At 63.4% G+C, this 25,719-nt stretch carries 27 protein-coding genes; 13 read left to right on the top strand and 14 right to left on the bottom strand.

Annotated features, from left to right (window positions below; translation table 11 throughout):
- Nucleotides 1–50 precede the first annotated feature (50 nt).
- The 5 genes from AC1XDK_RS18615 to AC1XDK_RS18595 all read left to right on the top strand — a co-directional run bounded on the left by AC1XDK_RS18615 (nucleotide 51) and on the right by AC1XDK_RS18595 (nucleotide 4,759).
- Complete coding sequence (locus AC1XDK_RS18615; protein ID WP_483351463.1) at nucleotides 51–608, top strand: thioredoxin family protein; 558 nt, start codon at nucleotides 51–53, stop codon at nucleotides 606–608.
- A 107-nt stretch (nucleotides 609–715) separates the two neighbouring features.
- Entirely contained in the window at nucleotides 716–1,189 is a 474-nt protein-coding gene (locus AC1XDK_RS18610) for a DoxX family protein (RefSeq protein ID WP_483351462.1), read from the top strand.
- An 81-nt stretch (nucleotides 1,190–1,270) separates the two neighbouring features.
- Nucleotides 1,271–2,608: an oxidoreductase gene (locus AC1XDK_RS18605; protein ID WP_483351646.1), complete on the top strand. Its 1,338-nt coding sequence runs from the start codon at nucleotides 1,271–1,273 to the stop codon at nucleotides 2,606–2,608.
- 33 nt (nucleotides 2,609–2,641) lie between these two features.
- Complete coding sequence (locus AC1XDK_RS18600; RefSeq protein ID WP_483351461.1) at nucleotides 2,642–4,441, top strand: DEAD/DEAH box helicase; 1,800 nt, start codon at nucleotides 2,642–2,644, stop codon at nucleotides 4,439–4,441.
- Complete coding sequence (locus AC1XDK_RS18595; protein WP_483351460.1) at nucleotides 4,442–4,759, top strand: CDGSH iron-sulfur domain-containing protein; 318 nt, start codon at nucleotides 4,442–4,444, stop codon at nucleotides 4,757–4,759.
- A 443-nt stretch (nucleotides 4,760–5,202) separates the two neighbouring features.
- Here AC1XDK_RS18595 and AC1XDK_RS18590 read toward each other — a convergent pair whose 3' ends face one another.
- From AC1XDK_RS18590 to AC1XDK_RS18575, 4 genes are all read right to left on the bottom strand, one after another.
- Nucleotides 5,203–6,408 (bottom strand): threonine synthase, encoded by a 1,206-nt coding sequence (locus AC1XDK_RS18590; RefSeq protein WP_483351459.1) that lies wholly within the window; start codon nucleotides 6,406–6,408, stop codon nucleotides 5,203–5,205.
- Nucleotides 6,405–7,166: an HpcH/HpaI aldolase family protein gene (locus tag AC1XDK_RS18585; RefSeq protein ID WP_483351458.1), complete on the bottom strand. Its 762-nt coding sequence runs from the start codon at nucleotides 7,164–7,166 to the stop codon at nucleotides 6,405–6,407. The genes AC1XDK_RS18590 and AC1XDK_RS18585 overlap by 4 nt, the downstream gene beginning before the upstream one ends.
- 56 nt (nucleotides 7,167–7,222) lie before the next feature.
- Entirely contained in the window at nucleotides 7,223–7,504 is a 282-nt protein-coding gene (locus tag AC1XDK_RS18580; RefSeq protein WP_483351457.1) for a DUF7521 family protein, read from the bottom strand.
- Between the two features lie 160 nt (nucleotides 7,505–7,664).
- Nucleotides 7,665–8,144, bottom strand: coding sequence for a DUF456 domain-containing protein (locus AC1XDK_RS18575; protein ID WP_483351456.1), 480 nt, complete (start codon nucleotides 8,142–8,144; stop codon nucleotides 7,665–7,667).
- Nucleotides 8,145–8,226: 82 nt separating this feature from the next.
- On the opposite strand from AC1XDK_RS18575, the gene AC1XDK_RS18570 reads away from it, so the two are divergent.
- Genes AC1XDK_RS18570 through AC1XDK_RS18555 form a run of 4 tightly spaced genes read left to right on the top strand, consistent with a single transcriptional unit; the run spans nucleotide 8,227 to nucleotide 10,925 of the window.
- A complete protein-coding gene (locus AC1XDK_RS18570; RefSeq protein WP_483351455.1) occupies nucleotides 8,227–9,105 on the top strand; it encodes an NAD(P)H-binding protein in 879 nt (292 codons plus the stop codon).
- Entirely contained in the window at nucleotides 9,102–9,788 is a 687-nt protein-coding gene (locus AC1XDK_RS18565) for a DUF7530 family protein (RefSeq protein WP_483351454.1), read from the top strand. Before AC1XDK_RS18570 ends, AC1XDK_RS18565 begins: the two co-directional genes overlap by 4 nt.
- A 48-nt stretch (nucleotides 9,789–9,836) precedes the next feature.
- Nucleotides 9,837–10,223 carry a hypothetical protein gene (locus AC1XDK_RS18560; RefSeq protein ID WP_483351453.1) on the top strand — a complete coding sequence of 129 codons (387 nt, stop codon included), beginning with the start codon at nucleotides 9,837–9,839 and terminating at the stop codon, nucleotides 10,221–10,223.
- A 54-nt stretch (nucleotides 10,224–10,277) separates the two neighbouring features.
- Nucleotides 10,278–10,925, top strand: coding sequence for a hypothetical protein (locus AC1XDK_RS18555; RefSeq protein WP_483351452.1), 648 nt, complete (start codon nucleotides 10,278–10,280; stop codon nucleotides 10,923–10,925).
- Here the strand turns inward: AC1XDK_RS18555 and AC1XDK_RS18550 are convergent.
- Complete coding sequence (locus AC1XDK_RS18550; RefSeq protein ID WP_231186837.1) at nucleotides 10,922–11,221, bottom strand: PadR family transcriptional regulator; 300 nt, start codon at nucleotides 11,219–11,221, stop codon at nucleotides 10,922–10,924. The two genes, AC1XDK_RS18555 and AC1XDK_RS18550, sit on opposite strands and share 4 nt — an antisense overlap.
- 367 nt (nucleotides 11,222–11,588) lie before the next feature.
- Between AC1XDK_RS18550 and AC1XDK_RS18545 the strand changes: the two genes are divergently transcribed.
- Nucleotides 11,589–14,570 carry an FAD-binding and (Fe-S)-binding domain-containing protein gene (locus tag AC1XDK_RS18545; RefSeq protein WP_483351451.1) on the top strand — a complete coding sequence of 994 codons (2,982 nt, stop codon included), beginning with the start codon at nucleotides 11,589–11,591 and terminating at the stop codon, nucleotides 14,568–14,570.
- Between the two features lie 27 nt (nucleotides 14,571–14,597).
- On the opposite strand, the gene AC1XDK_RS18540 is transcribed toward AC1XDK_RS18545, so the two are convergent.
- Nucleotides 14,598–14,726, bottom strand: coding sequence for a hypothetical protein (locus AC1XDK_RS18540; RefSeq protein ID WP_395281042.1), 129 nt, complete (start codon nucleotides 14,724–14,726; stop codon nucleotides 14,598–14,600).
- Between the two features lie 115 nt (nucleotides 14,727–14,841).
- Here AC1XDK_RS18540 and AC1XDK_RS18535 point away from each other — a divergent pair, with 115 nt between their 5' ends.
- Entirely contained in the window at nucleotides 14,842–15,849 is a 1,008-nt protein-coding gene (locus AC1XDK_RS18535) for an LLM class flavin-dependent oxidoreductase (RefSeq protein ID WP_483351450.1), read from the top strand.
- Nucleotides 15,850–15,893: 44 nt separating this feature from the next.
- Here AC1XDK_RS18535 and AC1XDK_RS18530 read toward each other — a convergent pair whose 3' ends face one another.
- The 4 genes from AC1XDK_RS18530 to AC1XDK_RS18515 all read right to left on the bottom strand — a co-directional run bounded on the left by AC1XDK_RS18530 (nucleotide 15,894) and on the right by AC1XDK_RS18515 (nucleotide 20,770).
- The gene (locus tag AC1XDK_RS18530) at nucleotides 15,894–16,232 is read right to left on the bottom strand and encodes a DUF6176 family protein (protein WP_483351449.1); all 339 of its coding nucleotides are present in this window, start codon (nucleotides 16,230–16,232) and stop codon (nucleotides 15,894–15,896) included.
- Between the two features lie 72 nt (nucleotides 16,233–16,304).
- Nucleotides 16,305–17,606 (bottom strand): glutamate dehydrogenase GdhB, encoded by a 1,302-nt coding sequence (gdhB, locus tag AC1XDK_RS18525; protein ID WP_483351448.1) that lies wholly within the window; start codon nucleotides 17,604–17,606, stop codon nucleotides 16,305–16,307.
- Between the two features lie 7 nt (nucleotides 17,607–17,613).
- A complete protein-coding gene (locus AC1XDK_RS18520) occupies nucleotides 17,614–17,757 on the bottom strand; it encodes a rubrerythrin-like domain-containing protein (RefSeq protein ID WP_483351447.1) in 144 nt (47 codons plus the stop codon).
- 145 nt (nucleotides 17,758–17,902) lie between these two features.
- The gene (locus AC1XDK_RS18515; protein WP_483351446.1) at nucleotides 17,903–20,770 is read right to left on the bottom strand and encodes a bacterio-opsin activator domain-containing protein; all 2,868 of its coding nucleotides are present in this window, start codon (nucleotides 20,768–20,770) and stop codon (nucleotides 17,903–17,905) included.
- Nucleotides 20,771–20,977: 207 nt separating this feature from the next.
- On the opposite strand from AC1XDK_RS18515, the gene nadE reads away from it, so the two are divergent.
- Complete coding sequence (gene nadE, locus AC1XDK_RS18510; RefSeq protein WP_483351445.1) at nucleotides 20,978–21,856, top strand: NAD(+) synthase; 879 nt, start codon at nucleotides 20,978–20,980, stop codon at nucleotides 21,854–21,856.
- Nucleotides 21,857–21,880: 24 nt separating this feature from the next.
- Here nadE and AC1XDK_RS18505 read toward each other — a convergent pair whose 3' ends face one another.
- Nucleotides 21,881–23,107, bottom strand: coding sequence for an FAD-dependent monooxygenase (locus AC1XDK_RS18505; RefSeq protein ID WP_483351444.1), 1,227 nt, complete (start codon nucleotides 23,105–23,107; stop codon nucleotides 21,881–21,883).
- Between the two features lie 145 nt (nucleotides 23,108–23,252).
- Between AC1XDK_RS18505 and AC1XDK_RS18500 the strand changes: the two genes are divergently transcribed.
- Nucleotides 23,253–23,441 (top strand): hypothetical protein, encoded by a 189-nt coding sequence (locus tag AC1XDK_RS18500; protein ID WP_483351443.1) that lies wholly within the window; start codon nucleotides 23,253–23,255, stop codon nucleotides 23,439–23,441.
- A 37-nt stretch (nucleotides 23,442–23,478) separates the two neighbouring features.
- Here AC1XDK_RS18500 and AC1XDK_RS18495 read toward each other — a convergent pair whose 3' ends face one another.
- The 3 genes from AC1XDK_RS18495 to AC1XDK_RS18485 are packed head-to-tail and all read right to left on the bottom strand — an operon-like array spanning nucleotide 23,479 to nucleotide 25,719.
- On the bottom strand, nucleotides 23,479–24,594 hold the full coding sequence (locus AC1XDK_RS18495; protein WP_483351442.1) for a FecCD family ABC transporter permease: 1,116 nt from the start codon (nucleotides 24,592–24,594) through the stop codon (nucleotides 23,479–23,481).
- Nucleotides 24,595–24,598: 4 nt separating this feature from the next.
- Nucleotides 24,599–25,531 (bottom strand): NAD(P)/FAD-dependent oxidoreductase, encoded by a 933-nt coding sequence (locus tag AC1XDK_RS18490; RefSeq protein ID WP_483351441.1) that lies wholly within the window; start codon nucleotides 25,529–25,531, stop codon nucleotides 24,599–24,601.
- On the bottom strand, nucleotides 25,528–25,719 hold the full coding sequence (locus AC1XDK_RS18485; protein WP_483351440.1) for a hypothetical protein: 192 nt from the start codon (nucleotides 25,717–25,719) through the stop codon (nucleotides 25,528–25,530). Before AC1XDK_RS18485 ends, AC1XDK_RS18490 begins: the two co-directional genes overlap by 4 nt.

Here is a 25,719-nt window from a genome sequence, read left to right as displayed (position 1 = left end):
CCCCATCAGGTCGGCGAACGTGTTTTGAGGCTCGACGGGAATGGTGGGATATGGTGATGAAAGAGTCCGAGGAGAAGATCGGACGCGACGACGTCGCACCGAACTTCGAACTCCGCGGGACCGACGAGGAGACGTACACGCTTTCGGATTTCGACGACTACGACGCCGTGTTGTTGGTGTTCACGTGCAACCATTGTCCGTACGCGAAGGCGAAATTCGACCTGCTGAACGACATCGCGGACGAGTACGACGACGTGGCCGTCGTCGGCGTCAACTCGAACGACGCCGAGGAGTACCCCGACGATTCCTTCGAGGCCATGCAAGAACGGGTCGAGGACAGAACGATCGGGTACGACGCCTACCTGCACGACGAATCACAGGAGGTCGCACGGGCCTACGGTGCGGTCTGTACGCCCGACCCGTTCCTGCTCCGCAACGAGGGCGACGCCTTCACGCTGGCATACCACGGCCGATTGGACGACGCGCTGAATCCCGACGCGGAAGCTACCGAGTTCTACATCCGCGATGCCATCGATAGCGTCCTCTCGGGCGAGGACGTGGACTTGGATTTCATGCCGTCCCGCGGCTGTTCCATCAAGTGGAAGTGATACCGAAATTTGATAGGGGGCGGTAACACTCGTGCCACGCGTAGACGTGAACGTTACCGAATATTTTGGGAACCAGCTATAAGTGAGAATTCGTCGTGGAGTTACCCATGGCAGAACGTAACGACACGGTGACGAAATCGGCGGGGTTCAGGTTAGCCAGATTGATTTATGGCGGTCTTCTCACGTATATGGGAATTTCGGGGCTCCGGAACATCGAAGCACAGGCGGGGTACGCGGAAGCGAAAGGCGTCCCGATGCCCGAGGCGTCCGTCGTGGCGTCTCACTGGCTCCTCGTGGTGGGCGGCGTCGGAATCAGCCTGTGGAAACTCCCGGGTCTCGCCGCCAGCGCCGCCATCAGTTTCCTCGTCGGCGTCACCCCGTTCACGCACGACTTCTGGAATCAGGAGGGACAGGAGCGACAGAACGAGGAGAACCACTTCCTCAAGAACGCGGCCATGCTCGGCGCGGCGTTCGCCTTCCTCGGCGTCGCGGGAAGCGAGAAAGCGAAGGCAAAGGAGGAGAAAGCAGAGAGGGAAAAGGGAAAGAAATCGAAGGGGACGAAGAGAGCGAAGGCGAACTAACGGACGGGACGACGCTTTTTTCGACCGAGTCCGCTGACCTCACGAAGCTTTACGGGTGGATCCGACGAACCAGTGACCACAGTGGCCAACCTCGAAGACCCGCTCGAAATCGGGGGCGTCGAACTGCCGAATCGCCTCTACCGCGCTCCGTTGCTCGAATGTGCCGGCAACGACGAGGAGACGGTGAACGTCCTGATTCGGGAACTCGAACCGGCCGCCGAATCGGGCGTGGGGCTGATTTGTCAAGGTGCGACCATCGTCCGCGGTGAAGGTGGCTGTGCCGCGCCGGGGATGACGCGAGTACACGACCCGACGTTCGTCTCGCGTCTGTCCCGACTCACGGACGCGGTGCACGACCACGGAAGCCGGATTTTCGTCCAACTCGAACACGGGGGGCTGCGAAGCATGGAGACGTGGCACGCGGGCTATCGCGCCGAGCATTCCGACCTGCGACAACTAGCCGTTTCCCGACCGCCAACCGTGCTCCGCCTGCTGGACAGAGTCGGGTTTCTCGACTACGACCCGCACGTCCTTTCGACGGCGGAGGTGTACGACCTCGCTGCCGATTTCGGCCGCTCGGCGGAGTACGCAATCGAGGCGGACTACGACGGGATTCACATCGCCGGGGCGAACATGGGCATCGTCCAGCAGTTCCTCTCGCCGTTCTACAACCGCCGCGACGACGAGTTCGGCGGGTCGCTCGCCGCGAGAACGCGATTCCTCGAAGTCGTGTACGAGGAGATTCGGGAGCGCGTCGGTCCCGACGTCCCCATCGCGACCAAAGTGCCGGCCGAGACGACTGCCCCGGCGTTCGTCCGGCGACACCTCTCGCTCGCCGACGGCGTTCGCATCTGCGAGCGATTGGCCGACGTGGGATTCGACGCCCTCGTCCCGGTGCAGGCGTCCGTGTTCTGGGACGCGAGCATCATCCGCGGCGCGTTCCCGGCCCGCGCGTGGCGTGACGAGCGGTTCCGAGACGGGTATTCGGAAGCGTTCGGGAGCAAACCGCGGGCCGGGCTCGTTGCTCTCCTCAACTGGCTCCAGTCGCTGAAATACGAGTTCGACCCGGCGTGGAACCGCCCGTTCACCCGCCGGGTCGAGTCGCGCGTGTCGGTTCCAGTGTTGGCGGAAGGCGGGATTCGAACGCGCCCCCAAATCGACCGATTGTTGGCCGACGGGTCGTGTGACGCCGTGGGGATGGGACGACCGTTTTACGCGGAACCGCGGCTTCCGGCGCGGCTTCTCGAAGGTTCGAAAACCGCCGTCATCTGCGAGAACTGCAACAACTGTACCGTGCCGCAAGCGGCGGGCGCACGCGGCGTCTGTCGCACCCCTACGGTCCTCGAAAAACGCGGGAAGCTGCGCGAGTCGGGGGCCTACGACGGACCGGGAAACCAATCGAACCGCGAGGAGTCGTAACGGGTATTCGACCCGGGACCCAACAACGGAGCAGTGACCGACGACTACGAGATTTCCGACTTCTACGACGCCATCGAGGCCGTCGGGCGGCCGGTGCTGACCGCAGACGAGGTGGCCCGCGCCCTCGACTGCTCCCACGAGGAGGCGAACCGCGTGCTGGAGCGCCTGACCGAGGAGCGCGACGTGACGCGTCTCGACGTGGAGAACGACCCGGTGGTCTGGTTCCCGACGGAGTGGGAGCGGTTGGCCGACCGCGAGCGAATCGTCGTGTTTCCGAAGCGTCGCGAAATCGTCGCGGACCAACCGGAGCAGTTCACGCGGGCACAACTCTCCCAGTTCGCCCACCTCACCGACACGACGCGGGCGGGAAGCTACAGCTATCGGGTTCGTCAGGAGGACATCTGGTCCGCACCATACGAGTCCTTGGACGACCTGATGCGAACCGTCCGGCAGGTGCTCCCGGAACCGTCGCCGGATTTGGAGTCGTTCATCGAGGCACAGTGGAAGCGCGCGAAGCAGTTCCGCCTCTACACCCACGAGGACGGCTACGTCGTCCTCCAAGCCGCTAGCGACGACCTGATGGGAAACGTCGCCCGCCAGAAGTTGGACGAGAGCCACCTCCGCGCCCCGATCGCCGACGACGAAAGCTGGGTCGCCGAGGACAAGGTGGCCGAAGTAAAACGAATCCTCTACGAGGCGGGATATCCAGTGCAGGACGACCGGGAGTTGGAAACCGGCGACGAACTGCCCGTCGAGTGTCGTCTCGATTTGCGCGACTACCAGCGCGAATGGGTCGAGGAGTTCGTGGACCTGAAATCCGGCGTCCTCGTCGGGCCGCCGGGAAGCGGGAAGACGGTGGCCGCGATGGGAGTCCTCGAAGCCGTCGCCGGCGAAACGCTGATTTTAGTTCCGGGACGCGAACTCGCCGCACAGTGGCGCGACGAACTGCTCACCCACACTACCCTCACGCCGGACCAAATCGGCGAGTACCACGGCGGCGAGAAGAACGTCCGCCCGGTGACGATTGCGACCTACCAAACCGCCGGAATGGACCGCCACCGACAACTGTTCGACCAACGTCGGTGGGGCCTCATCGTCTACGATGAATGCCAGCACATTCCGAGTCGAGTCTTCCGCCGAAGCGCGAACCTCCAATCGAAGCACCGGTTGGGGCTTTCCGCGACACCGGTCCGTGAGGACGACAAGGAAAAGGACATCTTCACGCTCATCGGCCCGCCCATCGGCACCGATTGGGACGCGCTGTTCGAGGCCGGATTCGTCGCGGAACCCGAGGTCGAAATCCGGTACGTCGGGTGGGACGACGAGACGTATCACGGCGAGTACGCCAGCGCCGACGGACGGGGGAAGCGCCAAATCGCCGCGACGAATCCCGCGAAGTTGGACGAGATTCGGTTCCTCCTCGCGGAACACCCCACCGCCAAGGCGTTAGTGTTCGTGGAGTATCTCGAACAGGGGAACGAAATCGCGTCCGCCCTCGACGTTCCCTTCCTGAGCGGCGAGATGCGCCACCCCGAACGCGAACGCCACCTGCAAGCGTTCCGCGACGGACGGGAGGATACGTTGGTCATCTCCCGCGTCGGCGACGAGGGAATCGACCTCCCGGACGCCGAAATCGCCATCGTCGCGTCCGGCTTAGGCGGGTCGCGGCGGCAGGGCGCACAGCGTGCAGGGCGGACAATGCGCCCCGCCGGACGCGCCCGGATGTACGTGCTGGCAACGCGCGGCACCCGCGAGGAGGAATTCGCCCGCCAACAGTTGCGTCACTTGGCGTCGAAGGGTATCCGGATTCAGGAGACCGTGCTGGACGAGTAGGTGGACCATCCCCGGGCCGTCGGCAACGGGACTGAAGTGAGCGCGGACCCGAGTTCCGGTATGGTCCGCGAAGTTCGACACGACGCGACCGGTCCGCTCAAAGTGGACGAGGGCGACTTTGACGACGAGAAGGGAAACATAGCCATCTGCTTGTGCGGTCTGTCCGACGAATACCCCTTCTGTGACGGGTCACATCGCACGACGCGGGACGAAGAGGGCGACACCGTCTATCGGTACGAAAGCGGCGAGCGACGGGTAATCGAGGAGATAGTGTACCGCGACAGCGACGGCGGTAGTGGCGACGGCGACGACGAATAACGGCGACCGACACGACAGGTCGGCAACAACGCCTAACTGAATCCCCGGCGTGCCGATGGTATGCGCTTCGGGGGAACCGCGGGATTACTGGGAACGATGGGAACGCTGGCGGTCGTCATCGCCGTCATCGTCGCAGTTCCCGGAGTGGTTACAGGTGGAAACAGTCAGCAATTCGCGGGGGCGGCGGGATATCAGGCGGTCGGCGTGAACGCCGACATCGACTACACGTGTCGGAACGTGACCGTCTCGGTCGAACCGAAGTGGGTCCAGTACGACCTCGTGGTGTTCTACGAGGATACCGTCACGGGAAAGCAGGGGAAGGCGCTCCTCGGCCCGATGCAGGGTCGGACGGTCGAACCGTACGGAAACGGCATCGTGTTCACGAGCGTCGAGGTGGTCGTCAACGGCGCGACGGTCGAAACCGAAACGATTCTCGCGAGGTGCTATCCGGACACCAGCGACGCGATGCGCCCCGGAAGGTCGGCAATCGGTACGGCGTCGGGAGTCTCCACACTCGAAGAACGTTCGCGGAATCCAGTTCCGGTCGCGACGGCGACGACTGACTCCTCGGGGTCGATTTCGCCCGCTTTCGAGAGCAGACGAATGCCCGCCAACGTCGTCGCGGAGGCGGGTTCGACGCAAAGACCGGCGCGGCGCGCGAACTGACGTTTCGCGTCGATGATGGCCTCGTCCGGGACGGAGAGGACGGCACCGCCGGTGTCTCGAACCGCCGCAAGGGCCCGGTTTCCGCTCGGCGGAGCGGCGTTCGCGATGGAGTACGCGACCGTTTCGTCACCCTCGACGGGCGACACGTCGTCGGCACCGTCCCGATAGGCCGCCGCGATGGGGTCGCAAGCCGCCGCCTGCACGAAGTACAGTCGAGGATGCGACGTCGAATCGAGGAGACTCGCGTCGCGGAGTTCGCACACCGCCTTCCAGATGCCGCTCGCGTGTCCACCGCTGCTGACGGGGGCGACGATGGCGTCGGGTGCGTTCGGTGTGGATTCCGACCCGGCGAACGCCTCACAGATTTCGAGCGCCGTCGTCTTCTGGCCCGCGACCCGAAGCGGCGTGTCGGAGTTGACGAACCGGACACCGGGAAGGGCCAGACTCGTGTCGTACAGTCGTCCGTAGTCGCCCTCGACTCGCAACAGCGTCGGGTCGTACTGGGCGATGTGTGCCAGTCGCTCCGACGGGATGTCGTCGGGGACGAGGACGAGACAGTTCACCCCCGCGCTCGCCGCCGTCGCGGCCATGCTCATCGCCATGTTGCCGTGCGAAACGGTGCCCACCCAGTCGTCGCCGAAACCGAGCGCTCGGGCGACGCCGACGGCACTGCCGCGGTCCTTGAAACTGCCCGTCGGATTCGCGCTCTCGTCCTTTACCCGGAGTACGCATCCGGCGTACTCGTCCAACCCGGACGTTCGAAGCAGGGGCGTTCCGCCGACGACGGAACCGATACCCGGCGGTCGGGTGCCGGGGAGCAACTCCCTGTAGCGCCAGATGGACGATTTCGAGGTTTCCGTCCACGCGAATTCCGTCGCGTCGGTTTTCAACCAGAGCGGTTCGCCGCACGAACAGCGCGCACCGGCCGTCGCTTCGGTGCCACACCGATAGCAGACGCGCGCGAGCGACTTTCCCGCCGTCATCGAATCGCCTCCTCGTAGGTTCGTTTGGCACGACTCGCGCCGTCGAGGAGGTAGTCGGCGTCGATGCCGACGACCTGGAAATCGAACCCGGTGTCGACCCATCGTTCCACGTCCTTGGGAGTGAGCGCGATGCTACCGACCGGAACGTTCGCGTCGTGCCCCGCGTCCAAAACAGCGGAGATCTCGGTGTCGAGCGAGTCGGTGTCGCCGAACCGACCGAGCGACGCCGAGAGGTCCGCCGGGCCGAGAAAGAGCGCGTCGATACCGTCAACGGCCGCGATTTCGGCGGCGTTTACGACGCCGGTTCCGGATTCTATCTGCGTGACGACGAGGCGCTCGTCGTTCGCCCGTTCGAAGTAGTCGGCCAGTTCGCGTCCGTAGCGCGACGCCCGTGACCCGGCGACACCGCGGACTCCCTCAGGCGGATAGCGCGTCGCGTCGGCGATTCCGCGGGCCTGTGCTTCCGTCTCGACCATCGGGACGATGACACCGGAAACGCCGGTGTCGAGGACGCGTTTGAGGCGGGCGGGGTCGTCGTCGGCCACTCGAACGAGCGGTTCCGTCTCCCCGCCCGCGGCGTCCACCGCACGGGCGAGGGTTTCGACCGTTTCAAGCGACATCGACGTGTGTTCGGCGTCGATGACCACGAAGTCGAAGCCGAGTTCGGCGCTCATCTCCGCGACGGCGGGGTGGCCGATGGAAATCCACGACCCGACTACGGCCTCACCCGTGCGAACGGCGGTTGCGAGTGTACGCATGAAGAGGGTGATGGGAGGAAGGGAAAAATAGCACCGGGTCGGGGAAATACGCGTTCTCAGTCCGCGCCGGTGACGCTGTAGATGACGAACAGGTACCCGACCGTCGAGACACCGTAGTTCACCGTGAGGAGCATCCGACTGTTTTCGAAGTCGGTGAGAAACGCGCTGAACGTGGTTGCAATCGCGGCCGCGACGAGAACCGAGAACCCGACCGACAGGGCGAGCATCGACCGACGGGACGTTTGGAGATACGCCCGCATCGCCAAGCCGACCATGGTGAGACCGGTCGCGGCGAGAACGACGCTGAGTATGATATACGTGATTTCGATAGCTTGCATGGAGTGAATCGCCTACGAATTTCGTGAACTACAAATCAAGCTACTGACTTAAAATTATTCAATTCTGTAATTCGGCAAACAGATATGGAAAACCGCATCCGATTTTTCGGTCGAAGTCGGCATTCATGACAACAGAATCGATTGATAGGAAGAGTCGCGCTTAGAATACCGTCGCCGCGAGAAAGCCGACGAGGAGCGCGCCCGTCACGAGCAACTGGAACACCGCCGAAGCCAGCAGGCCGACGATGGCGAAGGCGGCGGTTCGTGCGCCGTGTTCGAAATCCCTCGTCCGGACCAGTTCGACGGCGAACGTGGCGAGCGCGACGGCGAGGACCATTCCCAACGGTCCGGTCGTCAGGAGGGCGACGAGACCGACGATACCCGCGGCGACGGCCGACCAGACGGACCCGCCGCCCGCCCGCGCGGAAATCGCTCCACCGGCGTACTCGGCGAGGAGAGCGGCGACGCCGAGGAGCGTCGCAATCACGACGAAGGGGAGGCCGGGAGTCTCGAATCCGGTCCACCACCAGTAGGCGTAGATGCCCGCGAGCGAGAGCGGAACGCCTGGAAGGAGCGGGACGACGCTCCCGAGGACGCCGCAAAGAAGGAGAACGAGGGCGACGAGGAAGGGCCAGTCCATGTAGGAAGGGTGGCGTTTGCGAGGCATAACCCTTCAGGTTGCCCCGATAGTTTTTGAACGATAGCGACCGCAGATACGGACGATGACGGTACTCGTGGCCGGAGCGAGCGGGTTCGTCGGCCGACACCTCGTCCCCGAACTCGTCGCGAACGGCGAGGAAGTCGTGGCGATGACCCGGAACGCTTCGACGTACGACCCGCCGGACGGCGTCTCGGTCGTAGAGGGCGACTTGAACGACCGTGAGAGCATTCGCGGCGTCTTCGACGGCGTGGACGCCGCGTACTACCTCGTCCACTCGATGGGCGAGAGCGAGGATTTCATGGCCCACGACAGGGTCGCCGCTCGGAACTTCGTCTCCGCTGCTCGCGAGGGGGACCCTTCCCGAGTCGTCTATCTGTCCGGACTCGGCGGAGAGCGCATCACCCTCTCGGACCACCTCAAGTCGCGCCGCGAGGTGGAATACATCCTCGGCACCGGGCCGTACGACCTCACCGTCCTCCGGGCGGCCATCGTGGTCGGCGGAGACAGCGCGAGTTTCCGCATGGTTCGACAACTGGCGGAACGACTGCCGCTGATGATAACGCCGCAATGGGTCGGGACCGACTGTCAACCCATCGCCGTCGAGGACGTGGTGGCCTACCTCGTCGGCGTCCTCGACGTTCCCGAGACGGCGGGAAAGACGCTCGAAATCGGCGGCCCGGACGTACTCACCTACGGCGAGATGGTGCTTCGGACGGGCGACCTGCTGGGCACGCATTCCACCATGGTTCCCGTGCCCGTCCTCACGCCCAAGCTTTCCGCCTACTGGGTCGATTTAGTGACGGACGTTCCGAAGGACGTCGCCCATCCGCTCATTCTCGGCCTGAAAACGCGCACCGTCGTCGAAGACGACCGAATACGCTCGCTCGTCCCCGTCGAGTTGACGTCGTTCGACGACGCCGTTCGGCGCTCCATTGCATGAACCGTCCCGTTTACCGGTGGACGTACGAGAGCATCGTCGATGCGATTCCGGGCGTCACGTTTCCCGATTGGCTCGCGCTCACGGTTCAGTTCGTCCTCTTCGAGGGATTGATGGTGCTCCTCGCGTGGCGATACGACCTCTGGCACGCCGTTCCGGCCGGGACTGCGGCCATCGTCGTCGCCACCGCCGGAAGCGCGCTGATGCTCCTCATCGGGCGACGGGTTCGGGACCTGTCGATACCGATGGCGTACCGAAAGCTGTTGTTCGGGTCGAGCATCGAGGTAGTGCTCGGCGTCATCGCCTACGTCGCCCTCGTCACGTACCTGCTGGTGTACACCCCGCGGACCGGCGCGCCGCTTCTCGAATCGCTTTTAGGGACCTCGCCGCCGATTCCGTCGGTGTTTCTCACGCTCCTCGTCCTCTGGGACGTGTGCTATCGCATCGGCACCGCGTGGTGGGCGAGCGTCACCGGGTTCTGGGTCGCAGTGCGGTATCCGACCGAGGAGGCCACGCGACGAAAACTCCGGCGCGTGGACGCCTTCGTCATCGGGTTCGCGCTGTTGCAACTCGTCCTCGTACCGTTCGTATGGGGGTACGACCTGCTGGTGTTCGCGTTAGTCGGACACGTCGTCGCCGTGTTCTGCGTGTCGGGGAGCGCGATTTTCATCCGCATCCGCGGCTGAACTATTTAACGGATGACGGTGTTATTCGGTGGTACAGGTACCACAATCATGTCCGACAGCGACCCGTCGTTCTCGATTCCACACCGGCCGCGCCGGACGTATCCGCAACAGGGCGGCGTCCGCTACGAGGGAGAGACGTTCTTCCGCCTGTCGCCGAGTTCCGAACCAACCGAGAACGACCTCCTGGTCCTCGTTAAGGACGTGTTAGACGGGGACGCATACACCTACGGCGATTGGTTCGACCTTCCCGTCCCGATGTACCTCGTCCGCGACCGCGACCGCGACACCACGTTCCGCGTCGTCGTCAGATACGGGTCCATCGAGCTCCACGTCCTGCCGGATACGCGTTCGGCGGGTCTTCAGGCCATTTATCGGCGGCTGACCGCACGTTCCGACGCCTCGTGGCGCGTTTCGTGTGAATCGAATCCAGCCTGAGATATCGAAATGGAGTACAACCATTATATACCATCGGCGGGTGAATGGAAACTAATGGTGCTCCAGGTAGACACACGCGATTGGACCCTCCGTACGACTAATAATCGAGACGAGATGTGGACGCTTGCAGACGAAGAAGGAATTCGGGCCGCACGAGCGGCGTACCCGTCCGGGTGGCTCTTTCTGACCCGCGACACGGCGACTCGCGAATTAGTTCGACTCGCCGCAGCGACCGGCGGCGAGTGGAAGGTAGAGGAACTCGCGCGCGAACTCGACTGCGACGTCGATGCAGTCGAACGGAGCTTGGAGGACCTCGTTTCGCTTCGCGTGTTCCGTGAAGAGGAAGAGACGTATCGACCCAACGCCGAAAGCGTCGTCGCCAACGCCGTCGGACAGTTGCGAAGCGCGGCGGACGAACGCGGTGCGTCCGACGGCTTTCGTGACCTCACACATCCCGAAGAAGTGCGCCTGCTGTTGGACGCCCTCCTCGCCATGGACGAGACGGAGGAGTTCACGCAGGACGACCTGCACGACCACGTCGGTCTCTCCCGGAAAGCGGTGTGGATGCACGTCGAACAGTTGGAGGAACTCGACGTTCTCACACCGTCCGGTGACGGCTACAAAATAAACGAATCGAGTTCAGTCTTCGCTCACGTCAGAGCGCTTAACGCCGCCGTCCTCGGCACCGCTCTCTCCCCTTAAGCGGTCTGTGTCTGGCCGAGATCGGGACCGACGTAACGTTCTTCCCACTCACGGCGCGCTTCGATTTCGCGCGCACCTCTGCGGGTGAGCGTGTAGTAATTCGTCCGACGGTCTCGCTGGCCCTTCTCCACCAACCCTTTGTCCACGAGGGAATCGAGATTCGGATACAGCCGCCCGTGATGAATCTCCTTCTCGTAGTACGCTTCGAGTTCTTCTTTGATTGCGAGGCCGTGCGGTTCGTCCAAACCAGCGATGACGTACAGCAAGTCCCGCTGGAAACCAGTCAGGTCGTGCATGGTTCTCCCTATCCCTACAGAATCATGCAACAGACAAAAGAGTGATGGCCGCTCCGAAATAGACCCGACGCTTGCTTGCGATTTTCTCGAAAAGCGACGTCACCGCTGCCTCACGAAGAGTATTGATAAAGCGATACGAATCGTTTCTCTCCAAACTCTATAGATACTCCTGTGACCGTCACGTCTCGCTGTAGGACACGTCGAAAAAAGGACCGCTCGAACCGCGTGTGACGACCGAAAACGTACGTTTTGAGACCGGTTGTCTGTGTCTTTCCGATATATCATGGAGCCAACCAGTATTTTTATCATATTCTGTGTTGACGGATTCAACCGCGGATTTATGTCCGTGTGACTGTTTGGATTTTTCATGGCAATACGGGACGACCACCCCGACTTCGAGACGTATTGCGCCGCTCTCGGACACGAGCCCCCGGACGCCCACCCCTCTCTCGCGGACGACTTGCACAGCGCCATCGACGGAGAGGTCCGGTTCGACCAGTATACGCGCATCCTGTACGCGACCGACGGGAGCATCTATCAGGCCCAACCCGCCGGGGTCGTCCTTCCGACGGACGTGGAAGACGTACAGGCCGCCGTCAGCGTCGCGGCCGACCACGACATGCCCGTCCTCCCGCGCGGTGCCGGGTCCTCGCTCGCCGGGCAAACCGTCGGGCCGGGTTGTATCGTTCTCGACTGCTCGCGACACATGGACTCGATTCTCGACGTGGACCCAGACGCTCAGCAGGCGGTCGTCGAACCCGGCGTCGTGCAGGACGACTTGGACGACCACCTCGAACAGTGGGGGCTGAAGTTCGCCCCCGACCCGGCCTCCTCCAACCGGGCCACAGTCGGCGGCGGCATTGGCAACAACTCCACGGGCGCACACTCGGTGCGCTACGGCATCACCGACGCCTACACCGCCGAACTGGACGTCGTCCTCGCGGACGGGTCGCTGATGCACACCCGCGACGTCGAACTCGACGGCGACGAGTGGGACGAAATCGTCGGGAAGGACGACCGGGAAGCGGAGTTGTACCGCACCGTCCGGGAACTCGTGGAGCAAAACGAGGAGGAAATCGAAGCACGCTATCCGACGCTCAAGCGCTCCGTCAGCGGCTACAACCTCCACAAAGTCATCTTCGAGCGGGACGGGAACCGCTACATCAACCTCTCGAAACTGTTCGTCGGGGCGGAGGGAACCTTGGGCGTCGTCGTCCGCGCGACGTTGGATTTGGTGTCGCGTCCCGACGAAACCGCACTCGCGCTCTACTGCTTCGACGACCTCGTGTCGGCGATGGAAGCGGTTCCAGAGGCGTTAGAGTTCGACGTGAGCGCCGTCGAGTTGATGGACGACGAGGTGTTCCGTCTGGCGCGCAACTCGTCGGAGTTCGCCGCGTACGCCGAACCGATTCCCGAGCAGGCCGCCGCAGCCCTCATGTTGGAGTTCGACGGTGAGATTTGCGACGATTTCGAGGACGCCATCGCGGAGACGAACGCCCACTTCGTCCACGCCGGGGGGGCGTTCGACGTACTCGAAGCCTACACTCCCGACGAGCAGGCGAACCTCTGGAAGCTCAGGAAGGCGGCGATTCCCCTGTTGATGAGCATGGAGGGCGACCCGAAACCGTATCCGTTCATCGAGGACGCGTCCGTCCCGCCGGAAGAACTCGCCGAGTACGTGCGCGAATTCATGGACGTTCTCGAAGCCCACGATACGTCGGCGGCCTACTTCGCCCACGCCGGGAGCGGAACGCTCCACATCCGCCCGATTCTGAACCTGAAGGACGCGGAGGGAATCGAGACGATGCACTCCATCGCCGACGACGTGACCTCGCTCGTCCTCGACCACCACGGGTCCTTCTCGGGCGAGCACGGCGACGGATTAGCTCGGACCGAGTTCAATCCAAAGATGTACGGCCCGCAACTGTGGGCGGCGTTTCAGGACCTCAAAACGGCGTTCGACCCGGACTGGCGGCTGAACCCCGGAACAGTCGTCTTCCGCGACGAGGAGGGAGCCGACATGCGCGAACATCTCCGATACGGACCCGAGTACTCCTCGCTCGAACCGACGACGGTGCAGGACTTCTCCGACGAGGGCGGTTTCTCGCACCTCGTGGAACTCTGTAACGGCTGTGGGACCTGCCGTCAGACCGGCAGCGAGACGATGTGTCCGTCGTATCGCGGCATGAAGGACGAGATGGCGACCACGCGGGGCCGAGCGAACATGCTCCGTGCCGCCATCAGCGGCGAGATTCCGACCGAGGAGCTGTACACCGACCGGTTTCAGGAAGAGGTCCTCGACCTCTGTCTGGGCTGTAAGGGCTGTGCCCGCGACTGCCCGACGGGTGTCGATTTGGCGAAGCTGAAAGCCGAGGTGAAACACGCCCACCACGAGGAGCGCGGCCCGAGTCGGCGGGACCGCTTCTTCGCAAACGCGGACACGATTTCGGCGCTCGGAAGCGCGCTCGCCCCGGTTTCGAATTGGGCGACGAAACTTCCGGGGTCGGACGTCATCGCCGAGAGACTCCTCGGTATCGCGTCAGAACGGGACCTCCCGTCGTTCAGCAGGGAGTCGTTCGAGGAGTGGTTCGAGGCGCGCGGCCCCCGCGTTCCGAGGGACATCGCCACGGAGCACGTCGTCCTCGTTCCGGACACCTTCACGAACTACAGCTATCCGGCACCCGGCAAGGCCGCCGTCCGCGTCCTCGAAGCGGCGGGCGTCCACGTGCAAGTCCCCTCGAACCTCGCGCCGAGCGGTCGGGCGGCCTACTCTGAGGGTTTCCTCGACACGGCGAAAGAGAACGCGGAGAAGAACGTTTCGGCGCTCGAACCGGCCGTTTCGGAGGGTTGGTCGGTCGTCTTCGTGGAACCTTCCGACGCGGTGATGGTGCAGGACGAGTATCAGGACCTCGTCTCGGATTCCGCCGTCGAGTTGGTCGGCGCGAATACGTTCGGCGTCTGTGAATTCGTGGACAGAAAGCGACTGGACGACGACATCGAGTTCCGCGAGGTGACGGAGTCGCTCTCCTATCACGGCCACTGCAACCAGAAGGCGCTCGGGCGGGACCACCACGCCGTCGGCGTCCTCCGGCGGGCGGGCTACGCGGTGGACCCGCTGGAGAGCGGGTGCTGTGGCATGGCTGGTAGTTTCGGCTACCGCGCCGAGCAGTACGACCTCTCGCAGGCCATCGGTCGAATCCTGTTCGAACAGGTCGACGAGAGCGACGCGGAAACCGTCGTCGCCCCCGGCGCGTCCTGCCGGACGCAACTCGAAGGCCACGACTCGCGCCCGCCTCATCCCATCGAAAAGGTCGCGGAAGCACTCCCGCGCGGGAGCACGTCGTACTGACGCGGTTCTCCGCTTCCACTATCGAGTTCAACCGAGGAAGTACATCGCGGCGAAGAACAGGACGAGCAACGCGAGCAACACCATCACCGGCTTGAACGCGTTCAGTATCGAGCTATCCGGTTTCTTCGGGCCGGAACTGGTGAGTGGACCATCCATAGTATCGATTTTCCAACTCGTGGGGTAAGTTTTGTGGTGAGAAACGTCGAGCATTTGGGAGCGTTCGAATCCGTTCTTATAAACCATTAAGGTGTCACCGTTCGACTTCCCGGGCATGAAACTCGGGACGGGGCTGTTCACCTGCCAGCGACGACCGGACGACGACCGCTCGATGACCGAGATTTACGACGAGATGCTCGAACTCGGCGAGGTCATCGACAACTCCGGTCTCGACAGTATGTGGGTGTCGGAACACCACTTCGCGGAGGACGGCTACCTTCCGGCCACCATGCCCTCGCTCGCGGCGCTGGCCGCCCGCACCGAAACCGTCGAACTCGGGACCTGTATCGCGCTCGCGCCGCTCTACGACGGGGTCCGTCTCGCCGAGGACGCCGCGACGGTGGACTTGCTCGCCGACGGCCGACTGACGGTGGGACTCGCCATCGGGTCGAACCCCCGCGAGTTCGAATCGTTCGGCGTCCCCCGAGAAGAGCGCGTGGAGCGGATGACCGACCTGACGGACCTCCTCCGCGCGTCGTGGTCTTCGGGACCGCTCGATTACGACGCCGAGTTCCACGACGTGTCCGCCGACGTGAACGTGACGCCGAAACCCGAATCGAAGATACCGATCATGTACGGCGGGTCGGTCAGACCCGCCGTCCGCCGCGCCGCCCGCGTCGCGGACGCGTGGTGTGCTCCCTCCTCGCTCTCCATCGAGGGCGTCAGAAAGCGAAAGGAGGACATCGAACGTGTCCGCGAGACGGAGGACATCGGTGGCGATTTCGAGGTGTACATCCTCCAGCACGGCTTCGTCGCCGACTCGAAAGAGGAGGCGTGGGAGGCCATGAAACCCGGTTACTTCTACATCCAGCGCCGCTACGCCGAAATCTTTTCCGGCGAATCGGTGGACGAACTCGACCGCGAACGAAAAGAGGAACTGAAAGAGCAGGCCATCTTCGGCACGCCCGAGCAGGTGGCCGCGGAGTTGAACGAGTACCGCGACGCGCTGGGCGACGACGTCCACTTCATCTTCCGCACCTACCACCCCGGCATCGGCACCGACACGATGGTCGAATGCGTGGAGCGGTTGGGGAACGGAGTTGCACCGTTAGTTCGTGAGTAAAGTACCATACGAGAGGGCCACACACCCCCACGGTTTCCGCTGTTTTACGGCCGGTCGGCGACGAACGTGTCGAGGGAGTCCAACAGTTCCGTGCTTTCATCGACGAGTACCTCCTCCATCACCGCCGCGTGTTCGTCGTCGATGTCGAAATCCGAGTCTTCGACGGCGGCTTTCGATTCGGCGATGTCCGCCGCCTCCATGAACGTGAACAGGAAATCGCCGTCGGCCGTGGAGCGGAGGAACCGACATTCCGTATAGACACCCTCGTTGTCGAGGGTTTCGAACACTTCCTCTTCCCGCGACTCCAGTTCGGCACACCACTCGCGGAGACGCCCCGTTTTTCCGGGACGGATTTCCTGCCTGATGAGGACGACGTCGGTCATGGCCGACCCGACGTGTGAAGGGAACAATAAGTTTCTGCAGGCGGACGGAAAGGGATCGGCAGACGATACGCGTCAGGGCCAGAGGCCACGAACGCGATGAGCTTCCCCGATACGCGAGAGGGCGACGACGTACGCGGCTTCGCGCCACGTCACCTCTCGCTTCTCGACTTCCTCGCGCACGTCGTTCCACGCGGCGAGCATCTCGGATTCGAGTTCGTCGTTCACGCGCTCCAGCGACCACTGGCGGCGGTTGATGTCCTGTAGCCACTCGAAGTACGAGACCGTCACGCCACCCGCGTTGGCTAGGATGTCCGGTATCACCGGGATATCCCGCTCGGCGAGGACGGCGTCCGCGGACGCCGTCGTCGGGCCGTTCGAACCCTCGACGACGAGCGACGCCCGCACGTCGTCCGCGTTGTCTTCCGTGAGGACGTTGCCGACGGCAGCGGGAACCAATACGTCCACGTCGAGCGTGAGGAGGTCCTCGTTGCTGATGCGCTCCGCGGCGTACCGAGTGACGGCCTCCGGTTCCTCTTCGTGGGACGGAACGTCACCCGTGTCGATACCGTCGGGGTCGTACGCCGCGCCGTTCACGTCGGAAATCGCGACGACTGTCGCCCCCCACTCGTCGAGGAGACGGGCGGCGTTCGCGCCGACGCTTCCGAATCCCTGTACCGCAACGATCGTTCCGTCGAGGCCGAAATCGTAGTACTCACACGCCTCGCGGGTTATGAGCGCTACGGAACGGCCGGGTGCCTCTCCGCGGCCGAACGAGCCGCCGATAACCGGCGGTTTGCCGGTGACGACGCCGGGTTGAGTTTCGCCCTCCTGCATCGAGTAGGCGTCCATGAACCACGCCATCGTCTGCGCGTCGGTTCCCATGTCGGGGGCCGGGATGTCGCGGTTCGGCCCGACGGTGTCGCGGAGTTCCTGTGCGAATCGTCGGGTCAGGCGCTCCCGTTCCGTCTCCGAGAGCCGTTTCGGGTTCACGACGAGTCCGCCCTTCGCACCCCCGAAGGGGATGTCCATGACGGCGCACTTCCACGTCATCCACATCGAGAGGCCGATACACTCCTCCTCGGTGACGCCGGGATGGTAGCGCATGCCGCCCTTGTAGGGACCCCGCACGCTGTCGTGTTGCGCACGATAGCCGGTGAACACCTCCACGGACCCGTCGTCGCGCTTCAGCGGGACGGTAACGCGATGGACGTGTCTGGGGTACCGCAGGCGTTCGACGATGTTCGGGTCGATGTCCACACCCTCGGCCGCTCGATTAAGTTGCCGTCTGGCGGTATCGAGCGCCGATTCCGTGGCGTCGTCGCTCGATTCGTTCGCGTCCGATTTCGACCCCGAATGTACGGTGTTGGATGCCATAGGGAAGCTATTCGAGGGGCGTCCCTCTGTTACGGAGATGAACGTCACAGTCGGTGCACGTTCCGGGATGGTGCGTTGCCGTCACGATGGTACCGCAGCGCGGACATTCGTACTTCGATTCTGTCGTTGGGTCGTGTTCTATATCTCGCATCGGGAAGTCCTCCGGTGGACGACGACCCGCTATCGAAAACGACACCGACAGGTCGTCGCCATGCACCGCAATTTTTGCGACGAGGGGAAGTAGAGGGAGGTTGAATAGAGAGGTGGTCGTAGACGGTAGAGGCTAGATAGTCAATCTATTCCGGGATGGACGGAATTCCGTCGAACACCGAACCGAGGAGTTTCCGCTGGACCTTCCGCACGTGTTCGTAGAACGCGGCGGACGAGATGTCGAGCATGGCGGCGACGGCGGCCCCGTCGTTCGTCCTCGGAGAATCGAAGTAACCGCTGTAGTAGGCCGTCTGGACGACTTCGAGTTGTCTGTGGGTGACCTCGTCCAAGAACCGTTCGCGGAACCGGCCTCCGGTTTCGGGTGGTCGCTCGCGTTCGCGCTGTGCGACGAGTTCGGACGACGGATAGACGTCCGAGAGAACGTCGTCGATGGTTCGGACCGTGACGGGCGAGGGGACGAAAACCGTCGCCGTCGTGTCGCCGTTATCGGAGCGGAGGCGTTCAAGCGTCGCACCCGACTCCGCCAGTCTAGTCGCGACGAACGGCGAGGCGAGCGTCAACTGTACCAATCCGCCGTCGGCGTGGGTCGAAACGACGCGGGCGGATTCGACAGCGACGACGGTATTTGCGGCCGTAACGACGGCGTCCGGCGAAGTGTTCGATACGGAGACGAGAATTCGGGCACCCGGGTCGAGTTCGCGGACGCCACCCTTCAGTTCGAGGGTGGCGTTCGTCCGCTGCGCCAGCGCGTGCAGGACGCAGTTGTCGTCCGTGATGCGGTAGTCGAGTTCGACGACGGTATCGCTCACGAGCGCCCGCTTTCGCTCGGTCGACTGAATGGCGGACGCGATGGTTTCCCCGAGTTCGGAGATGACCGTCCGCGCCCTGTCGTCGAACGCGTCCGGGCGACCGGCGTACACTGAAAGGGCTCCGTAGGCGGCATCGCCGTGCGTCAGCGGAACGGCGATTATCGACTGGAATCCGCGCGATATCGCTTCCTTCCGCCACGACGTCCCCCGCAAATCGTCCGCAACGTTCGAAACGACCGAGACGGACCCCGTCGCCGCCGTTCTCCCCGCCGGGTCGCCGGATTCGGACAGGTCGACGGCGTCGAGATATCCTCGGTCGTCGCCCGACCACGCACGGGGTTCGATGACGCCCGTACTCGGGTCGATGTCGCCGACCCACGCGAAATCGAATCGGTCGCTCGCGGTCAAGAGTTCACACACTTCGGACTCTATCTGCTCGCGCGAATCCGCCCGAACGAGGGCGTGGTCGATTTCGCGGATTATCTCGTTCGTCCGGTTCAACCGGGAGAGTTGGCGGTTCCGTCGCTGGAGTTCCCGGTCGCGGTCACGCAGTTCGTCTTCCCGTTCGATGCGGTCCAGCGCCGCCTCGACGGTCGCCGCGAGGAGGTCGATTATCTCCCTCGTTACCGCGTCGAGGGACCCGCGTTCGTCCGCCGCGACGAAGACGCCGTGGTCTCGGAGCGGGATGAACAGTCCGCTCCGTCGTTCCATAACCGTCGGGGAGAAGATGACGGGGTCGTCCACGTCGTCGAACTCGACCGTCGTCTGTTCGACGAACGACCGTCCGAGCGCGCTCGGTTCGTCGAGCCGAACCGTCGGCAGCGCACCCGAGAGGGATTCGATGGCGTCCGTGGCCGCGGCGGGCCACAGTTCGTTCGCGTCCGTGTCGAAGAAGTAGACAGCACAGTCGTCCACGTCGAAGATGTCGGTCGCGTCGTCGGTGACGAGCGTGGCGATTTCCCGCGTCGTCTCCGCGTAGAGGAGGTCGCGGCTCGTCCGATGAAGCGCGGTCAACGCCCGCTCGCGTTCCTTTCGTTTGGTGATGTCGCGGCAACTGTAGAGCGTCGTCCCTCCCTGAATCGAGACCCGCTTCACGTTGACGAGGAGCGTGTGTTCGCGCCCCGCTTTATCCGTCGCGGTACACTCGACGTTCGTGAGCAACCCGTGGGAGTCGAGCGCTTCCCGGTCGAAGAGGTCGTCACCGAGGAGGGCGTCGATGCTTCCGAGGTCCCGAATCTCCTCGACCGAGTAACCGAAGATGTAGTGGACGTTCGGACAGATGTAGGTGAACTCACCCGCGTCGTCCGTGACGAGGACGGTGTCCGTCATGTTGTTGAGCGTGACCCGGTGGAGTTCCTCCGACTCGCGGAGTTCCCGTTCGAGGTGGGCACGTTCGCTAACGTCGAGCGCTTCGACCACGACGCTGACGACGGCCCCCCCTCGGTCCGTCACCGGACGGAACGAGACGTCGAGTTCGACGGACCCGTCCGGAGCGTCGAAGGACGTTTCGAACCGCGCGACTGAACCGCCCCTCGCGGTTCGAAGGGCGTCCCGAACCTCCTCGGGAGACGCGTCCGACCGGGCCCACCACGGCGATTCTGCGAACGGCGTCCCGGCCACCGATTCCGGGGAAACATCGAGAAAGTCGAGGGCGGTGTGGTTCGTCCGCCGAAGCGTTCCGTCAGGGTCGACGACCCACATGAACGACCGAGGGTCGTCGAAGAGCGCGTCGAACTGACGCGCTCGACGGCGGCGGGTCAGCGCCGTTCGATATTCGACCGCGGCCCGTCGAATGCGTCGGAGGAGGTCGTCGGTGAGTGAGGGTCGGGCCTCGACGGGAACGTACTCCGTCACGTCGGCGGCGACGGCCCTGCTGGCGACCGTCGCGTCCGCGTCGGCGTCGAGGAGGACCACCGGAAGGTCGGGATAGAGGGTTCGAACGACTTCGAGAAAGCTCACGCCGGACATATCCGCCAAGTCGGGCGCACAGACGATACAATCGACGTCGCCCGGTTGTGACGTGAGCCACTCGTACCCGTCGTGGCCACGAACCGCGGTCGTGACGAGGACTTCCTCGGCGGTCGAAAGCCCGGAGACGAGCGATTCCCGCCAGTTCGGGTCGCCGACCACGAGGACCGAAATCGGTCCCGTGGGAGAGTCCGCGGAGCGTCGCGTCGGTTCCATGGTGGGGAGATGACGCAAGGAGTTGTTAAATCACGTCGGTCTCCGAATCGGGTGCGAACCTCGGTCAGCGAAATAAGAGAAGAGTCGATAGGTCGATTCGGAAAGGCCAACCTCACCGACACTGTACGATTCCGACCTGTCCGGAAAGAAGAATTCGTATTTTCTGGGATGAAAAGAAACTCCCGAGAGGAGGACGAACGTCCGAGCATGGGAACGAACGGAACGGTCCGAACCGCGAACGAACCGCTCGACCTCCGCTTTACCGACGACGAACTCGACGCGGAGCGCGAGCGAATCTGCTCGTTCATCGAGGAACACGTGGACAGAACGGAAGAGCGAATGGGTATGACGCGGGAATTCGACACCGCCGTCGTCGGACTGTCGGGCGGTATCGACAGCACGCTCGTCGCCTACCTCGCCGTCGAAGCGCTGGAGGCCGAGAACGTCTACGGAATCGTCATGCCGAGCGAGGCGAGCGGCGACGAAACCATGAGCGACGCGGAACGCATCGCGGCGGACCTCGAAATCGACTACGACGTCGTGGCGATGGAACCGCTCGTGGACGCGATAACCGGCGCGCTACCCGACCACGGGGAGACTGACGACCGCGTGTCTGGATTCCAGCGAGACCTGACCGCACTTCGGACCCGGACCCTCCTCGAATACTTGAACGCGATGGAGGTACACGGGGTCGTCGTCGGGACGAGCAACCGAAGCGAGTGGCTGACCGGTCATTTCGACAAGTACGGTGACGCGGCGGTCGATTGTCAACCGATTCTCCACCTGTACAAGGGACAGGTCCGACAACTGTCCGAACACGTCGGCGTTCCGGACAGCGTCGTCGAGCGCAAAGCCAGCCCGGAGATCGGAGCGGCGGGGACGGACGAGGAGAACCTCGGTGCCGACTACGACACCATCGACTCGATACTCGCGCTGACCGTCGACGGACCGGTGTCCTCGGGTCGAACAGCAGACCTCCTCGGCGTCGAGGAGGAGACGGTCGAACGAATCGTCACGCTGTACGAGCAGTCGGAGAGAGAACGGACGTTTCCGCCGTCGCTCGAACCGCGCACCGGCAGTCGCTGAAACCCGCCGGAAACCTCCGAATCGTCACTCCGCGAACAGCGTCCTATCGACCGACGGTTCGGCGTCGTCCGTCCCGGAACGGGTCGGCAGTCGCGCCAAGAGACTCATCATCGCGGCACCGCCCCGCAGCAGATGCGGTTCGATGGCGTTCGGGACCCGGTCGCGGGACGAGAGCAACGAGGAGAGGCCCCGACCCCTCAACCGTTGTCCCGCTATCGCCTCTTCGACGGCGGGACGACGGCTTCCCTCGACGCGCCCGAGGACGACGTTCGAAATAGGACCATCGCCACGGGTGAGTACCGGCGTCAACAGACGGTGTGCGACGACGGCGTCTTGAATGGCGAGGTTGTTTCCCTCGGCACCGATGGGCGACGCGACGTGTGCAGCGTCCCCAATGAGCAGGAATCCGTCGTCGGTCCACCGGTCCGCGAGGCCGGAGCGTATCGAAAGCAGCGAGCATTGGCTGAAGGACGTCAGGTGTGATTCCACGCTGTCCGCGATTGCGGGTTCGATTCCCGCGACGGTGCGTCGAAACCGTGCGATGCCACGGTCCCGTATCGCGGGGTACCGTCCGACAGGAATCAGCAACCCGTACTGCGATTCGTGCTCGCTGAGCGGGGAGTAAACCAGTACTCCCTCCTCCTCGATGCGAATGTGCGTCGTAAAGTCCGCCGCCGCTCGGGGAAGCCTGAACCAGACGACTTCAGCGCCGGTTTCCTCCATCTCCACGTCGATTCCGGCGGCCTGCTGGGTCGTCGAAAATCGACCGTCGGCCCCGACGACGAGTCGGCTACGGATTTCGTGTTCTTCGCCGCTGGGACGGGACGTCGCGGTGATTCCGACAACTGCACCGTTCTCGCGGCGAAAGCCGTCGAACGTCGTCCCGTCGTGAAACGTGAACGTATCGAACTCCCGAGCGCGTTCGATGAGGAGTCGGAGCAACGGCGGTTGTTTCAGCAACAGCACCTGCTCGTCGTCGAAATCGAACACCGGGTACGATTTTCCGTAGGCGACGACCGTTCCGCTGGAGATGGTCTCGTGGGGAAGGTCCTCGACGTCCGCGAGGAGGTCCATCTCCTCGAAAAGCCGCGGAATCGGCGGACGGAAGCCGTAGCCCCGAAACTCGCGTTCCAGCGTGCGCTGCCGTTCGATGAGGACCGTCTCGACGCCGCTTCGGGCGAGGAGGTAGCTCACTACGCATCCGGCCGGGCCGGCACCGACGACGACCACGTCGACGGACTCAGTGGTCATCCCCGTCCTCCGTAGCGAATCGGTGTGTGAAAATGCGTCGGAGAAACGGCAAGCAACTACGAGTTCGCATGGACGAGTGGAAATCGAGGCGAGGGGGTAGAAAAGCTTTCGTGCCCGTATAATCCATTCCGGATTATATCGTCGATTGAAGCCGAACCTCGACCGGTGGGTCGTCAGGAGCGAACACTCCCGTCATCCGTCGCTTCGGACTCGTGAAGGGGGGAAGCGGCATGATTTGCGGGCCGTGTTCCGTGGGCGTGACCGTCGCCTCGATTTCGAAGACGTCCGCGAGGAGGTCGCGGTGAGGACTTCACCGGGCGTTCCACGAGCGTAAATCGAACCGTCCGAGCGCGTCGTGTCCCTACTGGCCATCAGATTTCACCCATGTTGTCCTGTTTGCGCATCAGGTAGAGGAAGTACGGTCCACCGATGAGACCGGTGACGATGCCGACCGGAACCTGCACCGGATTCAGCGCGAGGCGTGCGCCGACGTCGGCAGCGACCATCAACGCCGGTCCGACGAACAGACAGCCGACGACGAGTTTCTTGTAGTCGCTGCCGACGATGTTGCGGACCATGTGTGGAACGATGAGTCCCACGAACCCGACGATACCCGCGACGGCGATGCTTGCCGCGGCCGCCAACACGGCGATTCCGGACAACAGGAATCGGACCTTCTCAACGTTCATTCCGAGTGATTTCGCCGTTTTCTCGCCGAGCAGGAGGAGGTTGAGTTGTCGGGAACTGACGAGGGCCAGTAGCATGGTGACGACCGTCCACGGGAGGGCCATTCGAACCTGCTCCCAGTCGGTTCCGGTCAAGGACCCGGTCGTCCACGCGATGGCGGACTGAACGACGCCGAGGTCGTCAGCGAAGAAAAAGAGCGCAGTCTGGAGCGACCCGAACACCGTTCCGACGATGACGCCGGCCAGCACGAGTCGGACCGGAGACGTGCCGTTCTTCCACGCGATGGCGTAAACGATGAGGAACGCGACGGCACCGCCGATGGAGGCGATGAGCGGGAGAAACGTCGACAGCCCGGAGAACACGACTAACGTGAGCAGAATCATCAATCCCGCGCCCGAGGAGACGCCGAGAATGAACGGGCTCGCCAGTTCGTTTCTCGTCACGGCTTGGAAGATGGCACCCGAGATGGCGAGGTTCATCCCGACCAGAATCGCGACGAACACGCGCGGGAGGCGGATGTTCCAGACGATGAGGCTTTGCTTTCCCATCTCCGGGACCTCGGCACCGAGAAGGAAGGCTTTCCACGCTTGCCAGTTGAAAATCACGTCGGGGTTGAACACGGCATGCCACGCCTCCGCGATGGTCATGCTGAACGCGCCGAAACTCACTTGCACGAGCGCACCAGCGACGACGACGATAACGCTTCCAACACAGAGAGTGAACAACGACCCGTCGAACCAGCTGAACCATTGCTCCCGGAGGCTCGTCGATTCGGAATTGGAGACTGATTTACTCGCCATCGTCTCAGTCCTCGCTCGTCTCGGACGATTGCCGCTCGGCCTCGATATCGCGGGCAGCGGCGAGGATCAGTTCGTCGTCGATGTGTTCGAGAAGCCGTTTCTGACCCCGCTCGACTCGTCGTTCGATATCCTCGTCGGAGAGATACGTCGCGAACTTCCGGTCGATCTCCCGCTCACGGAGTTCGACGAGTCGTTCCTCGTTGAGGTCGTGGTCGTCCGGAGTGTGTTCGTCGAACCACTCCCGCCATCTTTCGGGGTCGGCCCACTCCCCGGTCAGGTTGGCGTCTCGGCGTATCCAGTCCCAGTGTTCGGCAATATCGTCGGGGAACCCGCGTTCACGTCGAACCCCTGCAAGTATCGTCCGGGCGACCCGCGCACCCTGACCGGCGGACAGTATTGCCTGTGCTTCCGCGTCGCCAGCCGGCGCGGCCACGTACAACCCGTCGACCGGTGTCGTTCCGTCCTCGTCCGGGTAGTCTCGGTCGAAGTGTTCGTGTTCCTCGCCGTCGTGGCTGTGTGTTATGAACATCTCCTCCTCGTCACCGAGGGGGCGAAGGAAATCGGCGTCGTATCTGGCGGCCGCCACGACGCGTTCGGCCGTGACAGTGTTTCCGTCCTGCGTTTCGACGAGAAAGCCGCCGTCTCCGTTCCGGTCGACCGACTCGACCATGTTCGAGACGAGTTCACAACCGGCTTCATTGGCGTGGTCGTGCATCAAAGCGTACAGCGTCTGAATGTCGATACCCGCGGGGAAACCGAGGTAGTTCTCCAAATACGCACACCGCTGAATCGAGGAGTTGCCACGGTCGAAGATGACCGTATCGAGACCGTATCGCGCGGTGAACACGCCCGCCGAACAGCCCGTGGGACCGCCGCCGACGATAACGATGTCGTAGTCGAATCCGGCGTTCCCGTCGGTGGCGTCGGCAGTACTCAAGGGTAAAACCTCTCGTTGATGATGCCCGCGATGCGCTGACGAGAAGCCTTCACGGACGAGGATTGCGTTCCAGCGGAGTGCTTGTCGGGGCCTTCACTCGGTGTCCCTTCGGTTCGGTCCGTCGCCGCCCTTCGAACGTTCACGGAGTCGCGTCGTGTGAGTATCTCGTCTGTCAGGTCGTTCACCAT

Source organism: Haladaptatus sp. HS23 (assembly GCF_056892285.1).
This window is presented reverse-complemented; position numbering and strand designations above follow the sequence as displayed.

Bases quoted from the DNA above. Each gene is read 5' to 3' on its own strand.
- AC1XDK_RS18615 (WP_483351463.1), top strand. From the start codon at position 51: ATGGTGATGAAAGAGTCCGAGGAGAAGATCGGACGCGACGACGTCGCA.
- AC1XDK_RS18610 (WP_483351462.1), top strand. From the start codon at position 716: ATGGCAGAACGTAACGACACGGTGACGAAATCGGCGGGGTTCAGGTTA.
- AC1XDK_RS18590 (WP_483351459.1), bottom strand. From the start codon at position 6,408: ATGACGGCGGGAAAGTCGCTCGCGCGCGTCTGCTATCGGTGTGGCACC.
- AC1XDK_RS18585 (WP_483351458.1), bottom strand. From the start codon at position 7,166: ATGCGTACACTCGCAACCGCCGTTCGCACGGGTGAGGCCGTAGTCGGG.
- AC1XDK_RS18580 (WP_483351457.1), bottom strand. From the start codon at position 7,504: ATGCAAGCTATCGAAATCACGTATATCATACTCAGCGTCGTTCTCGCC.
- AC1XDK_RS18575 (WP_483351456.1), bottom strand. From the start codon at position 8,144: ATGGACTGGCCCTTCCTCGTCGCCCTCGTTCTCCTTCTTTGCGGCGTC.
- AC1XDK_RS18570 (WP_483351455.1), top strand. From the start codon at position 8,227: ATGACGGTACTCGTGGCCGGAGCGAGCGGGTTCGTCGGCCGACACCTC.
- AC1XDK_RS18565 (WP_483351454.1), top strand. From the start codon at position 9,102: ATGAACCGTCCCGTTTACCGGTGGACGTACGAGAGCATCGTCGATGCG.
- AC1XDK_RS18560 (WP_483351453.1), top strand. From the start codon at position 9,837: ATGTCCGACAGCGACCCGTCGTTCTCGATTCCACACCGGCCGCGCCGG.
- AC1XDK_RS18555 (WP_483351452.1), top strand. From the start codon at position 10,278: ATGGTGCTCCAGGTAGACACACGCGATTGGACCCTCCGTACGACTAAT.
- AC1XDK_RS18550 (WP_231186837.1), bottom strand. From the start codon at position 11,221: ATGCACGACCTGACTGGTTTCCAGCGGGACTTGCTGTACGTCATCGCT.
- AC1XDK_RS18545 (WP_483351451.1), top strand. From the start codon at position 11,589: ATGGCAATACGGGACGACCACCCCGACTTCGAGACGTATTGCGCCGCT.
- AC1XDK_RS18540 (WP_395281042.1), bottom strand. From the start codon at position 14,726: ATGGATGGTCCACTCACCAGTTCCGGCCCGAAGAAACCGGATAGCTCG.
- AC1XDK_RS18535 (WP_483351450.1), top strand. From the start codon at position 14,842: ATGAAACTCGGGACGGGGCTGTTCACCTGCCAGCGACGACCGGACGAC.
- AC1XDK_RS18530 (WP_483351449.1), bottom strand. From the start codon at position 16,232: ATGACCGACGTCGTCCTCATCAGGCAGGAAATCCGTCCCGGAAAAACG.
- gdhB (WP_483351448.1), bottom strand. From the start codon at position 17,606: ATGGCATCCAACACCGTACATTCGGGGTCGAAATCGGACGCGAACGAA.
- AC1XDK_RS18520 (WP_483351447.1), bottom strand. From the start codon at position 17,757: ATGCGAGATATAGAACACGACCCAACGACAGAATCGAAGTACGAATGT.
- AC1XDK_RS18515 (WP_483351446.1), bottom strand. From the start codon at position 20,770: ATGGAACCGACGCGACGCTCCGCGGACTCTCCCACGGGACCGATTTCG.
- nadE (WP_483351445.1), top strand. From the start codon at position 20,978: ATGGGAACGAACGGAACGGTCCGAACCGCGAACGAACCGCTCGACCTC.
- AC1XDK_RS18505 (WP_483351444.1), bottom strand. From the start codon at position 23,107: ATGACCACTGAGTCCGTCGACGTGGTCGTCGTCGGTGCCGGCCCGGCC.
- AC1XDK_RS18495 (WP_483351442.1), bottom strand. From the start codon at position 24,594: ATGGCGAGTAAATCAGTCTCCAATTCCGAATCGACGAGCCTCCGGGAG.
- AC1XDK_RS18485 (WP_483351440.1), bottom strand. From the start codon at position 25,719: ATGGTGAACGACCTGACAGACGAGATACTCACACGACGCGACTCCGTG.